Here is a 14,951-nt window from a genome sequence, read left to right on the forward strand (position 1 = left end):
TTTGTAGAGATAGGACCAATATCCATGGAGAAAGAAACTGCTGTGTCAGAGTCTCCGGCGCAGGAAACTGCAGAGATTCCGCCGGTGCCGCATCCGACCGATGAGGCGGCAGTAGAGACTGTTGTTGCGGCCGCGTTGGCGGCGTTTGAGAACGCAAGCGACCTTGATGAGCTCAAGGTAGCGCGCCTGGCTCATCTGGGCGATAAGGCGCCGATCACGCTCGCTAACCGCGGCATCGGCAAGCTTGAAAATAAGGACAAGGCAACCGCCGGCAAGCTTTTGGGCGGCGCCAAGGGCCGCATCAATAAGGCCTTGGCTGCACGCACTGAGGTTCTTGAGGCGGAGCGTGCGGCTCGTCGTCTGCGCGAAGAGACCGTGGATGTCACGGCCCAGCCGCGCCGCACCGTCCTGGGCGCACGCCACCCGCTCTCGCTGCTGCAGGAACGCGTCGCTGACGTGTTCGTTGGCATGGGGTGGGAGATCGCTGAAGGTCCTGAGGTTGAATCCGAGTGGTACAACTTCGATGCGCTGAACTTTGACCAGGACCACCCGGCACGTGAAATGCAGGACACGTTCTTCGTGGATCCGCCGTCCCAGCACCTGGTTTTGCGCACCCACACCTCGCCGGTTCAGGTGCGTTCGATGCTGGACCGTGAGGTTCCGATCTATGTCCTGTGCCCGGGCCGCACGTTCCGTACAGATGAGTTGGACGCGACCCACACCCCGGTATTCCACCAGTTCGAGGGCCTTGCCGTGGACAAGGGGCTCACGATGGCGGATCTCAAGGGTACGCTCGAGCACTTCGCTCGCCAGATGTTCGGCGTGGAAGCGAAGATCCGCTTGCGCCCGTCGTACTTCCCGTTCACCGAGCCATCCGCTGAGCTGGATATTTGGCATCCGAACGCCAAGGGCGGTCCACAGTGGATCGAGTGGGGCGGCTGCGGCATGGTGCACCCGAACGTTCTGCGTTCCGGCGGCATCGACCCGGACGTTTACTCGGGTTTCGCGTTCGGCATGGGTGTTGAGCGCACCTTGATGTTCCGCAACATGGTCCCTGACATGCACGACATGATCGAGGGAGATATCCGCTTCAGCCAGCACTTCGGGATGGAGATCTAAGCAATGCGTATTCCACTTTCTTGGTTGCGTGAGTTCACCGAACTGCCTGAGGGTGCTCGCGCGGAAGATCTGATGGCCGATGTGGTGCGCGTTGGCCTCGAGGAAGAGGACGTTCACCGTCCCCTCGATGAGCTGACCGGCCCGATCGTGGTTGGCCAAGTGCTCAGCCGTGAACCGGAAGAGCAGAAGAACGGTAAGACGATTAACTGGTGCTCGGTGCGCGTGGTCCCGGAGGGCCAGGAGCAGACGCTGACGGGCGAGGGCATCGATCCGTTTGGTGTTCAGGGGATCGTGTGCGGCGCCCACAATTTCGATGTGGGTGACAAGGTCGTGGTGACGTTGCCTGGCGCCGTGCTACCAGGGGACTTCCGCATCAGTCCGCGCAAGACCTATGGCCACGTTTCGGCCGGCATGATGGCTTCGTCTCGTGAGCTCGGTTTGGGTGATGATCACGACGGCATCCTCGTGTTCTCCGACCTCGGTCTGGACCCGGAGATCGGCCAGGACGCGCTCCCTCTGCTCGGTTTCACGGATGAAGCCGCTGAAATCAACGTGACTCCGGACCGCGGCTATTGCTTCTCGATCCGTGGTGTGGCCCGCGAATACGCGTTGGCGACCAGCACATTGTTCACCGACCCGGCATCCAAGGTCACCGTGGCCGCGCCGTCCGAGGCGGAGGTTGAGACCCGCATCGACGATCAGGCGCCGATCCGCGGCGTCCAGGGGTGCACGCGCTTCGTGACCCGCATCGTCACCGACATCGACCCGACCGCGAAGACCCCAAGCTGGATGGCTGAACGCTTGCGCCTTGCGGGTATGCGTCCGGTCTCGCTTCCGGTGGACATCTCCAACTACGTCATGTGGGAGCTCGGGCAGCCGACCCACTGCTACGACCGCGATAAGCTCACCGGCGGCATCACGGTGCGCCGCGCCACGGTAGGCGAGAAGCTCGTGACCCTCGATGAGAAGGAACGCGAGCTCAACCCTGAAGACCTCGTGATCGCTGACGAGTCTGGGCCGATCGGCATCGCCGGCGTCATGGGCGGCGCGTCGACCGAGGTCTCGGATGAGACCCGCACGATCGTGATCGAGGCCGCGAACTTCGACCCCGTCAGCACGGGCCGCAGCCGTCGCCGCCACAAGCTTCCGTCCGAGGCCGCTAAGCGCAACGAGCGCGGCGTGGACTGGGACATGGCATCGGTGGCCGCGCAGCGCGTCGTGGATCTGTTGGTTGAGCTCGCGGGCGGACGCGACACCGGCAAGGGCGCCGATGTGGGCGAACGCCCAGAGCCGAAAGTCATCCACGTTCCGGCTCACTACCCGGCTGAGCGCGTCGGCATCGAATACACCGAAGAGCAGGTTGCAACCGCGCTCGAAGGCGTTGGCTGCAAGCTCAACCGCACCGATGACGGTTGGGACGTCACCGTCCCGCTGTGGCGCCCAGACATGACCATCGCTGATGACGTCGTCGAAGAGATCGCGCGCGTGGTCGGCTACGAGAACATCCCTTCCTCGATCCCGGTTCCACCGCCGGGCCGCGGGCTGACCGTGGAGCAGCGTAGCCGCCGCCGCATCGGCGATGCACTCGCCGGCGCTGGACTGACCGAGGTGCTTGCGTACCCGTTCGTGTCGCAGGCTCAGAACGCGGCGTTCGGTTCCGCTGACGCCGATGCCGAGGTTGAGGCTGTGCGCCTCGCCAACCCGGTGTCTTCCGAATACGGGTGGATGCGCTTGTCGCTTCTTCCGGGGCTCATCGAGATCGCGCGCCGCAACAACGGCCGTGGGTTCCGCGACCTCGCGCTGTTCGAGGGCGGTCTTGTGTTCTTGCCAGCCAAGAAGCAGGGCCCGGTCGAGTTGCCTGCGGGCGGGGAGCGCCCATCGGCGGATGTGCTCGCCGAGCTCAACGCGACGATCCCTGTTCAGCCGTGGCACATCGCCTCCGTCATGGTCGGTAAGGCCTCGCGCGCTGCCCTCGGCGAGAGCGAACGCGCGTGGGACTGGGCGGATGCGATCGATTCCGCGCGCCTCGTCGCTGACACGTTGGGTGTCGAGCTCGTGGTTCGCCAGGGCAGCCACCATTCGTTCCATCCGGGCCGTGCCGCTCGTCTTGAGTCGAAGGACGGTCAGCTCGTGGGCTGGGCCGGCGAGCTTCACCCTGACTGGCTGGCTTCGCATGATCTGCCGGAACGCATGGTCGCGATGGAGCTGGATGCCGAGGCGCTGATCAACCGGATGCCGGAGGCCGTGATCGCTGAGCCGCTCACGACGTTCCCTGCCGCTACGCAGGATGTTGCGTTGACGTTGGCGGCGGATATCCCGGCGGCCGATGTCCTTGAGACGCTGCGTGAAGGTGCCGGTGAGCTGCTGGAGCACATCGAGCTGTTCGATGACTACCGCGGCGAGGGCATTGACGAGGGCCAGAAGTCGCTCGCGTTCGGCATGCGTTTCCGCGCGGCAGACAGGACGCTGACGGCCGATGAGGCTTCCGAAGCACGCCAGGCTGCGGTGCAGTTGGCGGCAGAGAAGTACGGAGCCCAGCTGCGCGGCTAAAACGCGAACAGGCTCTACATATACAGACGATCGGGGCGGTGCCGTGTGGCACCGCCCCGATCCTCTGCTTTGGCTCAGCTCGTGAGAGTTGGTTTAGACCGTGAGCACGAGCTTGCCGGTCGTCGAACCGCTTTCAAGGTCCGCGTGGGCCTTGCCTGCATCGGCGAGGTCGTAGGTGCCGCCGATGCTGACGTCAAGCTTTCCGTCAGCAAGCATCCCGAACACATCGTTGGCGCGCCATTGAACTTCTTCAGCCGTGAGGGTGTAGTGGGCCAGCGTCGGGCGGCACACACTAATCGAGCCCTGCGAGTTCAACCGTTGCAGGTCGAACGGCGGGACTTGTCCGGACGCGCCGCCGAAGAGCACGAGCATCCCGCGGATCCGCAGGCTTGCCAGTGAGTTGTCAAACGTGTCCTTACCGACCCCATCGTAGGCGACATCCACGCCACGACCGTCCGTAATCTCAAGGACCTTCTCGGGTACCTCGCCGTATTTGAGCACGTAGTCCGCGCCCTTAGCCTTCGCAATCGCGGCCTTCTCATCGCTCGAGGTCGTCGTGATGACGGTTGCGCCCTTGGCCTTAAGCATCTGGGTCATGAGCCCGCCCACGCCGCCCGCACCGGCGGTGGTGAGAACCACATCGCCGGGCTGCACATCGTAGGTCGAGTTGATGAGGTAGTGGCTCGTGAAACCCTGCAGTGGCAGGGCCGCCGCGGTCGTGAGGTCGATGCCGTCCGGGATCCGCGCAAGCTTGCTCTCTTCAACAAGCATGTATTCGGAGTAAGAACCGCGCCCACCTGCGGTTGCGACGAGGTCGCCAACGGAGAAGTTCATGACCTCGGAGCCCACCGCGGTCACGGTGCCTGCGCCCTCGCTGCCTGGGGTGAAAGGCAAGTCCACACGGTAGACGCCGCTGCGCTGATAGGTCTCAATAAAGTTCACGCCAGCGGCAGCGACCTTGACGAGAACCTCGTTGGCCGCCGGCTCGGGAACCTCAACATCAGCGAGGGTGAGGACTTCAGGCCCTCCGGTCTGGGTCATCTGGATTGCGCGGGCCATGCGTGGACTCCTTTGCATATTTTTCGACACGTTCGGGCTTTCTGGAGCGTCTGCTCTGAGGCATCGGCTCGGGCTCACTGCGTATAGCCGTTCAGATGCGCTGATCATTCCCGGCCCGTCATGATTGCATAACTATTCGTTGGAGTGAATATAGCGGCGTATGATGGCCGTATGACGTATTCGGTAGCGGTTTCTGGTGCCACAGGTTATGCGGGCGGCGAGGTTTTGCGCCTGCTCACCCAGCACCCACATGTCAGCATTGGCGCGGTCACGGCGCATTCGAGTGCAGGGGAGCGGTTGGGTGTTTCTCAGCCGCATTTGCGTTCTTTGGCGGACCGCGTGGTTGAACCTACGAATGCCGAAACCCTCGCCGGCCATGACGTCGTGTTTCTAGCCCTCCCGCACGGCGCTTCCGCTGAGATCGCGGAGCAGCTCGGTGACGATGTCCTGGTGATTGATGCTGCGGCAGACCACCGCCTCGAAGACCCGGTTGCGTGGGAAAAGTTTTACGGCAGCGAGCACGCCGGTTCGTGGCCTTATGGCCTACCGGAGCTTCCAGGCCACCGCGAGAACTTGCGCGGTACTAAGCGCATCGCGGTCCCTGGATGTTATCCGACGTCGGCTCAGCTTGCGCTCGCCCCGGGTATGGAAGCGGGGCTTGTGGAATCGCAGGATGTTGTCATCGTTGCGGCCTCCGGGACGTCTGGCGCGGGCAAGTCGCTCAAGACGCACCTTCTCGGCGCGGAGACGATGGGCGGGATGAGCCCGTACGGCGTCGGCGGTATGCACCGCCACACCCCAGAGATCGAGCAGGGCTTGAGCGCGCTCGCCGGGGAACCAGTCCAGATCTCCTTCACTCCAACTCTTGCCCCGATGCCGCGTGGAATCCTCACCACGGCGACCGCGCGCGTCAAGCCTGGCGTGACCGCGGAACAGCTCCGCGACGCGTGGACGGCGATGTACCAGGATGAGCCGTTCGTGCACGTCCTCCCGGAAGGCCAGTGGCCACACACCAAGCACGTACTTGGCTCCAACCACGTTGAGATGCAGCTGGCCTTCGATGCACATGCCGGCCGCGTCATCGTGACCGCGGTGGTGGACAACCTGACCAAGGGGACCGCGGGTGGTGCGGTTCAGTCGATGAACATTGCGCTCGGGCTCGATGAGGTTGCTGGTCTGCAGCAGGAAGGTATGGCTCCGTAATGAGCGAAAAAGTCAGTATTGAACCGCTTCCGGCGTATACGTCAGCTGAGGATGCGCAAACGCTCGCGGGTGTTACTGCGGCGAAAGGTTTCCGTGCGGCTGGCGTGACGGCGGGCCTGAAGCCTTCGGGTAAGCCGGATGTTGCGTTGGTCGTCAACGACGGCCCGCACGATGTGGCCGCGGGCGTGTTCACGACGAACCGCGTGTGTGCTGCGCCGGTGCGTGTTTCTGGTGCTGCGCTTGAGCGTAACCGTTCCGCTCGCGCGATGATTTTGAACTCGGGTGGCGCGAACGCGTGCACGGGCCAGCAGGGACTCGCGGACGCGTTGGCGACCTGCCAGCACGTTTCTGATCTGTTGGGTTGCGAGCCTGATGAGGTTCAGGTGGCCTCGACCGGCATGATCGGTGTTTTGCTCCCGATGGACACGCTGCTTGCCGGCACAGACGATGCGTTTGCGAAGCTGTCGGCTGATGGGGGCGCTGATGCGGCGCACGCGATCATGACCACGGACACTGTCGCGAAGCAGGCCCAGGTGACCGCCGATGCGGGCTACACGATCGGTGGCATGGCGAAGGGCGCCGGAATGCTGGCGCCGGGACTTGCCACGATGCTCGTGTGCATCACGACTGATGCCGTGATCGCTCAGGAACGGCTCGAAACGGCGTTGCAGCAGGCTGTCGAAGTGTCGTTCAACCGGGCCGATTCGGATGGCTGCATGTCCACGAATGACACCGTACTGCTCATGAGCTCGGGTGCTTCCGGTGTCGAGGCGGACGACGATTTCGAACAGCTGCTTGCGTCGTTGTGCGTTGACCTGGCGCGCCAGTTGCTCAGCGACGCTGAGGGTGCAAGCCACGACATCGCTGTCACGACCATCAACGCCGCAAGCGAAGCTGACGCGCTCGAGGTTTCCCGTGCGGTGGCTCGCTCGAATCTGTTCAAGACCGCGATCTTCGGTAACGACCCGAACTGGGGCCGTGTGGTGTCCGAAGTCGGCACCACGCAAGCCGTCTTCGAACCCGAGAACCTGAGCGTGGCGATGAACGGAGTCTGGGTTGCCCGCAACGGTGGGGTAGGGGATTCGCGAGACCTCGTCGACTTGTCAGCGCAACGTGACGTGCACGTCGAGATCGATCTGAAGGCCGGCAACGCATCGGCGACGATCTGGACCAATGACCTCACCCACGACTACGTCGAGGAAAACTCGGCCTACTCGACCTGAGTTGCCTGCCTCGCCTGAGCCGTCCGTAGCTCCGTCGCCGTCGTCGGCTACAGCACTCTTAACCACACCACTAAGGAAACGTTGTGAGCACCCCACACTCCCGCCCACAAAACCCAGATCCACAGAATCAAACAACACAGAACTCAGCAGCACAGAACTCGGCACCGCAGACATCGTCGATCAAGACGCCGATCAATCAGCGTTCCCAGGCGGAACGCCTCGCGCTCGCCGCACGCAAGGCCGAGGCGCTGGTTGAGGCGTTGCCGTGGATTCAGCGGTTCGCGGGCACGCGCATGGTCATCAAGTACGGCGGCAACGCGATGATCAACGATGAGCTGCGGGAGGCGTTCGCCCAGGACATCGTGTTCCTGCACCACATGGGTGTGCACCCGGTGGTTGTGCACGGCGGCGGGCCGCAGATCAACGCGATGCTGGACCGTCTGGGTGTCGAGTCTGAGTTCCGGGGCGGCCTGCGGGTCACCACCTCGGAGACCATGGACATCGTCCGCATGGTTTTGACGGGGCAAGTGGGCCGCGAGCTCGTGGGCTTAATCAACTCGCACGGCCGCTATGCCGTAGGGCTTTCGGGTGAGGATGGCCAGCTTTTGCGTGCGAGCCGCCGCGGCACCGTGGTTGACGGCGAAGAGGTCGACCTAGGCCTCGTGGGTGAGGTTACGGGTGTTGACCCGAGCGCGGTCGAGGACCTGATCGATGCGGGCCGCATCCCGGTGATTTCGACTGTCGCCCCGGAGATCGATGAGTGGGGCCAGCCCACCGGCGAGGTCCTCAACGTCAACGCTGACACCGCGGCTGCTGCGCTCGCGGGTGCGTTGGGTGCGTCGAAGCTCGTGATCCTCACGGACGTCGAGGGCCTGTACGCGAATTGGCCTGATAAGGATTCGCTGATTTCTTCGCTCACGGTCAGTGAACTCACGGAGCTTTTGCCGTCACTTGAGTCGGGCATGATCCCGAAGATGGCCGCGTGCTTGGCGGCGCTTGAGGCTGGTGTGTCGCGCGCTCACATCGTGGATGGACGTAAGCCGCACAGCATGATGCTGGAGATTTTCACGTCCGCCGGCGTTGGTACGCAGGTGGTTCCTGATGGGGAGGGTGAGTGAGTCATGTCTGTTGATGATTACGATGCGGTAGCTCAGTCGGCCTTGGCGCTGGCCCAGCAGGGGCGCGGGGGAGCGGCCGCTGAGGATGCGTCGAATGAGAGCCTGTTGGGGCGGTATAAGCACAGTCTCATGGGTGTGTTTGGTACGCCGCAGCGTCCGCTGGTGCGGGGTAAGGGCTCGTACGTGTGGGATGCGGATGGCAAGCAGTATCTGGATCTGCTCGCGGGTATCGCGGTGAATGCGTTGGGGCATGCGCACCCGGCCGTCGTGGGGGCTGTGACTGAGCAGATCTCGACCTTGGGGCATGTTTCGAACTTCTTTACGTCGCCGGCGCAGGTCGGGCTTGCAGAGAAGATCCTTGAGCTCACGGACGCTCCAGAGGGTTCGGCCGTGTTCTTCACGAACTCGGGTACTGAGTCCAATGAGGCCGCGTTGAAGCTGGCCCGCCGCAACGCCGGCACCGAAGACAAGCCGCGCACCCGCATCGTTGCGTTGAAGCAGGGCTTCCATGGCCGCACGATGGGCGCGTTGTCGATGACGTGGAAACCCGATTACCGTGCGCCGTTTGAGCCGTTGCTCCCGGGCGTTGAGTGGATCGAACCGGGTGATGTGGAAGCGCTCAAAGCCGCTGTGGATGACACGGTTCAGGCCGTTATACTTGAGCCGATTCAGGGCGAGGCCGGTGTGCGTGAGCTTCCGGAGGGTTACCTCGAAGCGGTTCGTGCCGTCACGCGTGAGCATGGCGCGCTCATGATTGTCGATGAGGTCCAGACCGGTATCGCTCGCACGGGCGAGTGGTTCGCCTCGCTGGGTCGCGTGACCCCGGATGCGATGACGCTGGCTAAGGGCTTGGGCGGCGGGATGCCGCTGGGTGCTTTGGTCACGTTTGGTGAGGAGAACTCGAAGCGGCTCAGCGCAGGCCAGCACGGTACGACCTTTGGTGGTAACCCGGTTGCGACGGCCGCAGGCCTCGCGGTGCTGGAGACCCTCGAAGCTGAGGGAGTCGTGGAGCACGTCAAAGAAACAGGCGCGTGGCTTGCCGAGCAACTCGCCACGTTGCCTGAAGTCGAGTCGGTTCACGGCAAGGGGCTTCTGCTGGGCGTTGAAGTGGGCGAGGGCATTGCGCCTCACATGGTCCGCATCGCGCTTGAGTCCGGTTTCATCATCAACGCAACGGGCCCATCGACGGTTCGTTTGGCTCCGCCGCTCAACATCACCCGCGACGAGCTGGGGACCTTCCTCGCCTCGTTCGCAAGCATCCACGCTCAAGCCGTGAAGGCGCTCGAAGCTGAGCGCACGGTGAACAAGAACACGCAGAAAGAGGGCACGAAAGCATGAGCTCTGTACGCCACTTCCTGAAGGACACAGACCTGAGCCCCGATGAGCAGCGCCGGGTTCTGGACATGGCGGTGCAGCTGAAAGCCGAGCGTTGGTCGCGCTCGCCGCTGGCTGGCCCGCAAACTGTTGCCGTGATTTTCGATAAGACCTCAACACGTACGCGGCTTTCGTTTGCGACCGGCGTCGCTGATTTGGGTGGGCATGCTCTCATCATCAGTCCGGGCGAAGCACAGATGGGGCATAAGGAGACCATCGAGGATTCCGCGAAGGTTTTCTCCCGGATGGTTGCCGCAGTTGTGTGGCGCACCTTCGCGCACGCTGACATTGAAGAGTTCGCGGCCCACTCGACCATCCCCGTCGTGAACTCGCTGACGGACGACTACCACCCGTGCCAGATCCTCGCCGATCTATTGACGATTCGCGAACACAAGGGCAAAACCGAGGGCTTGAACATCGCCTACCTGGGGGACGCCGCCAACAACATGGCGAACTCCTACCTCTTGGGTTGCGTCAACGCCGGAATGCACGTGCGGATCGCCGGCCCTGAAGGCTACCTTCCAGCCGAGGACGTTGTTGCTGAGGCCCAGACGCTCGCCGCGGAGACCGGCGGTAGTGTACTGGTGACAACCGACCCTGTAGAGGCCCTGAAGGACGTCGATGTGGTGGCTACGGACACCTGGATTTCGATGGGCCAGGAAGACGAGAAGGAACAGCGGCTCAAGCTGTTCACGGATTACACGGTCGATGATGACGCGATGGGCCACGCCGCAGATGACGCGATCGTGTTGCACTGCTTGCCGGCTTACCGCGGTTTTGAGATTTCCGAGTCGGTCATCGACGGCCCGCAATCGGTTGTGTTCGATGAGGCAGAGAACCGTCTGCATGCTCAGAAGGCTTTGTTGACGTTCCTGCTGGATGAATCCGGACTGTCGGCGGATGCCTCGAACAGCAAGGAGGACGCTCGATGAGTGAGTCGGTGCATTCGGCAGTAGCTGGAGCCAAAACGCCCACTCAGCTGACGACCAAGACCGCACGGCAGGCCCGCATCCGCGAGATCCTGAGCTCCGCGGCCGTGGGGTCCCAGGCTGAGCTGGTCGACATCCTGGCTGATGAGGGTCTTCACGTTTCGCAGGGCACGCTTTCGCGCGACCTGCTGGACGTTGGCGCTGTGCGTGTGCGTGGCGCGAACGGCTCGGGCTATGTGTACCGTCTGTTGGCCGACGGCGAAGACCCAGCCGCTTTGACGCGTCCGCACGCAAGCACCACGAGTGAGCCGGAAGCGTGGAGCGGCAAGCTCGCCCAGTTGTGCACGCAGCTTTTGGTTTCGGCTGATTCGAGCGCGAACATGGCGGTTCTGCACACCCCGCCGGGGGCCGCGAACTTCTTGGCTCAGGCGATCGACCGCGCCGGTATCCCACTGATTCTCGGCACGGTAGCCGGCGACGACACTGTGCTGATCATCACGCGGGATCCGCAAGGAGGGGACGATGTGGCCCGCCGCTTCCTGGATCTAGCGGGCGGTATCTGACAGCGGCAGCAGGCGTGGGTTTCACACGCCTGCCGGCTCTCGGCCTCTACTTACCTTCCAACAGCGGCAGCAGTGCCGCCTGTCCGAAGGTTTTCGCCGCGTCGATCGCGTTAGGGGTTCCCACATCGGGCTGTGCGCCACGCTCCAACAAGCCGCGTACAAGCGCCTCATCCCCGCGGAACACAGCGCAGGTCAAGGCCGACTGGTTCGACTGGTTGAGGTAGTTGACGTCGGCGCCAGCTTGGTCGATGAGCGCGAGTGCGAGCTCACCCTGGCCGGAGTAGGCCGCGAGGATCAGGAACGTGTCGCCGCGGCTGTTCTGGATCTCGGCGGGAACGCCTTGCTTGACGTATTCGATGAGCAAACGGTCACCTTCGCGCGCCATGTCGAAGAGCTTGTTGAGGAACTCGACCTGCTCGTCGCTCAGTTCCGGCCCGTTGCCGCCAACCTGGCTTGGTGCGGCGATCGCGGCTTCGAAATCGGTTCCGGAGCGGCGGCGAGGATCCGCCGGGTGCAGAGGCTGCGCTTCACCTAGCTCCGCGGCATCTGGTTGTTCATCATGTGTCGAATTGTGTGTCCCACTCATAGGAAACATCGTAACTAAGCGGGGCTTGCGGCCGCTTCTTGTAGCGGTCACAGATAGAATGGACGGCGGTGCATTGCGCCCGAATCTCGGCCTTTCAAGGAGTAGTACATGACGGCAGAAAAGAACGCACAACCTCACGGTACGAACGAGGGTTCGTTGTGGGGTGGTCGATTTGCCGATGGGCCCTCAGATGCGATGGCCGCGTTGAGTAAGTCGACGCATTTCGATTGGCGCCTGGCACGTTATGACATCGCGGGGTCGAAGGCGCATGCGCATGTGCTGCACCGCGCCGGCCTGCTGAGCGATGAAGAGCTCGACGGCATGCTCACGGGGCTTGAGAAGCTCGATGCGGATGTCGTTTCGGGCGAGTACCAGCCGGCTCTCAGCGATGAGGACGTTCACGGTTCGCTTGAGCGAGGCTTGATTGAGCGCACGGGAGCTGAGCTGGGCGGTAAGTTGCGTGCGGGACGTTCCCGTAACGATCAGATCGCTACGCAGGGCCGCATGTTCTTGCGCGATCACGCACGCCTGATCGCTCGCGGCGTCCTGGACGTCATCGACGCGTTGATTCAGCAGGCGCAAGCGCATCCGTACGCGCCGATGCCGGGACGCACGCACCTTCAGCATGCTCAGCCGATCTTGCTGAGCCATCACTTGCTCGCGCACGCGTGGGCCCTGTTGCGCGACGTCGAACGTCTGCGAGACTGGGATGAGCGCGCTAACGTTTCCGCTTACGGCTCCGGCGCGCTGGCTGGTAACACGCTGGGTCTGGACCCTAACCGGGTTGCCGCAGACCTGGGTTTCGCCTCGGCTACGTGGAACTCGCTCGATGGTACGGCTTCGCGCGATGTATACGCGGAGTTCGCGTGGGTGTGCGCGATCATCGGTGTGGATTTGTCGCGGATCTCTGAGGAGATCATTTTCTGGGCGACTAAGGAAGCGAACTTCGCGTTCCTGGATGACCGTTATTCGACGGGTTCCTCGATCATGCCTCAGAAGAAGAACCCGGACATCGCTGAGTTGGCTCGCGGTAAGGCTGGGCGTCTTATCGGTGACTTGACGGGCCTCTTGGCTACGTTGAAGGCCCTTCCTCTCGCATACAACCGAGACCTGCAGGAAGACAAGGAACCAGTTTTCGATGCCGCGGATACGTTGGAGATTCTGCTGCCGGCTGTTTCTGGCATGGTCGCTACGTTGCGTTTCAACACTGAGCGCATGGCAGAGCTCGCTCCGCAGGGCTTCGCGTTGGCTACTGACATCGCTGAGTGGCTTGTTAAGCAGGGCGTTCCGTTCCGCGTGGCTCACGAGCTGTCCGGCCAGGCGGTGTCTTTGGCTGAGTCGAAGGACTGTGAGCTGTGGGACCTCACCGATGAGGATTACGCGGGCATCTCTGAGGCGATGACTCCGCAGATGCGCGAAGTTTTGTCTACGCGTGGTTCGCTTGAGGCTCGTTCTGGTCAGGGTGGCACGGCGCCCGATGCGGTGGCGCGTCAGCTCGAGGCGCTCATCAAGTCTGTGCATCAGGTGCGTCAGTACGCTGATGATCCGTTGCATTCGGATTCGTTTGGTCCTCGCAACTAGGTTTTACAGCGCGGCTAAGTTTTAAGGAGAACACCCGTTGATCTCGAAGGATGCTGTCATGAATCAGCCTGTCCAGATGCGTCAGGGTAAGCATGCCGCGGATGCGGTGGGGGAACCTGAGGAATCTATTGAGCAGATGTTGGATCGTCTGTGCGCGATCATCCCGGATCACCCCGAGCCGGGCATCACGTTCCGCGATTTGACGCCGGTTTTCGCTGATGCTGAGGGTCTGCATCGTGTTGTGAATTCGTTGGCGGAGCCGTTCGCTGGCGAGTTCGATGCTGTTGCTGGCTTGGAAGCACGCGGCTTTTTGCTGGCTTCTGCGGTTGCGTATGCGGCCGGTGTTGGGCTGATGACGGTGCGTAAGGGCGGCAAGTTGCCGCGTGAAGTGTATTCGCGTGAGTATCAGCTTGAGTACGGTACCGCGACGCTCGAGGTTCACCGTGATGCGTTGCCTAAGGGTGGCCGCGTCTTGTTGGTTGACGATGTGCTGGCTACGGGAGGTACGGCCGCTGCGGCTGCGTCGCTGGTTGAACAGGTCGGTGGAACTGTTGCTGGTATTGCGGTGGTTCTTGAGCTGGATGGCTTGGGTGGCTGCGAGAAGCTTGACCCGTGGAAGGTTCATGCGTTGCAGCGCGTGTGATGGGTGGACATAAAGTAGGGGCCGATCGTCTTGTGACGATCGGCCCCTACTTTATGTGTTGTGAAGAGCGTAGCTGTGTGACGGTTAGAAGTTGCTACCGTTTGGGCTACCCATCAGCTCTTTCATGTCGACGATCTGGTCCTGGGATGGGGCCTGGATGTTGAACTGTTCGTTGATGTTGCTGATGCGCGCACGGCCCTTGGCGTCCTGTGCTTTCTGGCCGGTGGCGGACTGGTTACCTACGTTGACCTGCTCGTCGGAAACGAGGTCGGACGCGTTACCTTCAATCGCGATGACGGTCTTACCGTCTGCTGCGTCAACGAAGATCGAGGTCTCGGCGCCGTCTTTCGTTCCGCTGTACTTGAAGGCGTTCTGGCCGTTGACTTGCGCTGGCTCGCCCTGCTCCCCGAACTGCGAGAAGTCCAGGCCGTCAGTGAACTCGGTGAAGTCCTGTGGCGTCGGGGCGTTCTGGCCGCTTGCAGACATCGGCATGTTCATGAACTTGCCACGCATACCTTCGAAACGCTGGCGTATTTCAGGCGGAGCGCTTCCCATCTCGGCCATCATGGAGTCGAGGATTTGGTCGTCGAACTTCATGTACATCTGGTCGCCTACAAGCATGATGTGGAAGCCACCGTTGATCTTCTGACCCTTCTCGGCGATGTCCATCTTCATCTGCATATCCGCAGCGATCGATGGCTTGACGGTTTGAGACGAGGTGAGCTGCATCGTGCCGGTAGACGTGGTGATCTCGGCCTGCAACTTGTATGAACTGATATCCGTGAGCTGCTGCTGGACGTCGTCCTTGATCTCGGAGAACGGCTTGGCCTGACCCTGTGGCTGTGGTTGCGGCTGTTCGCCGTTGTTGCCTGGCTGCTGTGAATTTTGGCCGTTGTTCGGGGCAGGGTCGTTGCCGCCGTTGCCGCCGTTGCCGCAACCGGTGAGTGCCAGAGCGGAAAGGGAGAGAATCGCGATCCCTGCGCGAAGCTTAGTCGTCTTCATT

The 14,951-nt window shown here is 62.4% G+C and carries 13 protein-coding genes; 10 read left to right on the top strand and 3 right to left on the bottom strand.

From position 1 onward, the window contains the following. The first annotated feature begins 24 nt into the window (after positions 1–24). Together pheS and pheT are read left to right on the top strand one after the other, a co-directional pair. Positions 25–1,119, top strand: a complete 1,095-nt coding sequence (gene pheS, locus JOD50_RS07405) for a phenylalanine--tRNA ligase subunit alpha (protein WP_204881009.1) — start codon at positions 25–27, stop codon at positions 1,117–1,119. A 3-nt stretch (positions 1,120–1,122) separates the two neighbouring features. Continuing rightward, on the top strand, positions 1,123–3,669 hold the full coding sequence (gene pheT, locus JOD50_RS07410) for a phenylalanine--tRNA ligase subunit beta (protein WP_204881010.1): 2,547 nt from the start codon (positions 1,123–1,125) through the stop codon (positions 3,667–3,669). A gap of 93 nt (positions 3,670–3,762) precedes the next feature. Here pheT and JOD50_RS07415 read toward each other — a convergent pair whose 3' ends face one another. Next, the gene (locus tag JOD50_RS07415; protein ID WP_204881011.1) at positions 3,763–4,728 is read right to left on the bottom strand and encodes a quinone oxidoreductase family protein; all 966 of its coding nucleotides are present in this window, start codon (positions 4,726–4,728) and stop codon (positions 3,763–3,765) included. Positions 4,729–4,899: 171 nt separating this feature from the next. Between JOD50_RS07415 and argC the strand changes: the two genes are divergently transcribed. From argC to argR, 6 genes are all read left to right on the top strand, one after another. Further along, positions 4,900–5,931, top strand: a complete 1,032-nt coding sequence (argC, locus tag JOD50_RS07420; protein WP_204881012.1) for an N-acetyl-gamma-glutamyl-phosphate reductase — start codon at positions 4,900–4,902, stop codon at positions 5,929–5,931. Further along, a complete protein-coding gene (gene argJ, locus JOD50_RS07425) occupies positions 5,931–7,154 on the top strand; it encodes a bifunctional glutamate N-acetyltransferase/amino-acid acetyltransferase ArgJ (RefSeq protein WP_204881013.1) in 1,224 nt (407 codons plus the stop codon). The genes argC and argJ overlap by 1 nt, the downstream gene beginning before the upstream one ends. Before the next feature lie 191 nt (positions 7,155–7,345). After that, positions 7,346–8,272, top strand: coding sequence for an acetylglutamate kinase (gene argB, locus JOD50_RS07430; RefSeq protein WP_338052119.1), 927 nt, complete (start codon positions 7,346–7,348; stop codon positions 8,270–8,272). Positions 8,273–8,275: 3 nt separating this feature from the next. Beyond that, on the top strand, positions 8,276–9,610 hold the full coding sequence (locus JOD50_RS07435) for an acetylornithine transaminase (RefSeq protein ID WP_204881014.1): 1,335 nt from the start codon (positions 8,276–8,278) through the stop codon (positions 9,608–9,610). Then, positions 9,607–10,578 carry an ornithine carbamoyltransferase gene (gene argF / locus JOD50_RS07440; RefSeq protein WP_204881015.1) on the top strand — a complete coding sequence of 324 codons (972 nt, stop codon included), beginning with the start codon at positions 9,607–9,609 and terminating at the stop codon, positions 10,576–10,578. The genes JOD50_RS07435 and argF overlap by 4 nt, the downstream gene beginning before the upstream one ends. Then, positions 10,575–11,138 carry an arginine repressor gene (argR, locus tag JOD50_RS07445; RefSeq protein ID WP_204881016.1) on the top strand — a complete coding sequence of 188 codons (564 nt, stop codon included), beginning with the start codon at positions 10,575–10,577 and terminating at the stop codon, positions 11,136–11,138. Before argF ends, argR begins: the two co-directional genes overlap by 4 nt. A 46-nt stretch (positions 11,139–11,184) precedes the next feature. On the opposite strand, the gene JOD50_RS07450 is transcribed toward argR, so the two are convergent. Then, positions 11,185–11,724 (bottom strand): ankyrin repeat domain-containing protein, encoded by a 540-nt coding sequence (locus JOD50_RS07450; protein ID WP_204881017.1) that lies wholly within the window; start codon positions 11,722–11,724, stop codon positions 11,185–11,187. A gap of 108 nt (positions 11,725–11,832) precedes the next feature. Here JOD50_RS07450 and argH point away from each other — a divergent pair, with 108 nt between their 5' ends. Beyond that, positions 11,833–13,305: an argininosuccinate lyase gene (gene argH, locus JOD50_RS07455; RefSeq protein WP_204881018.1), complete on the top strand. Its 1,473-nt coding sequence runs from the start codon at positions 11,833–11,835 to the stop codon at positions 13,303–13,305. A 76-nt stretch (positions 13,306–13,381) separates the two neighbouring features. Further along, positions 13,382–13,948, top strand: a complete 567-nt coding sequence (locus JOD50_RS07460; protein WP_239541799.1) for an adenine phosphoribosyltransferase — start codon at positions 13,382–13,384, stop codon at positions 13,946–13,948. Between the two features lie 84 nt (positions 13,949–14,032). Here the strand turns inward: JOD50_RS07460 and JOD50_RS07465 are convergent, their stop codons facing one another. After that, positions 14,033–14,950, bottom strand: coding sequence for a hypothetical protein (locus JOD50_RS07465; RefSeq protein WP_204881019.1), 918 nt, complete (start codon positions 14,948–14,950; stop codon positions 14,033–14,035). Between the last annotated feature and the right edge of the window lies 1 nt (position 14,951).

This window comes from Pseudoglutamicibacter cumminsii, from assembly GCF_016907775.1.
GTDB lineage: Bacteria > Actinomycetota > Actinomycetes > Actinomycetales > Micrococcaceae > Pseudoglutamicibacter > Pseudoglutamicibacter cumminsii.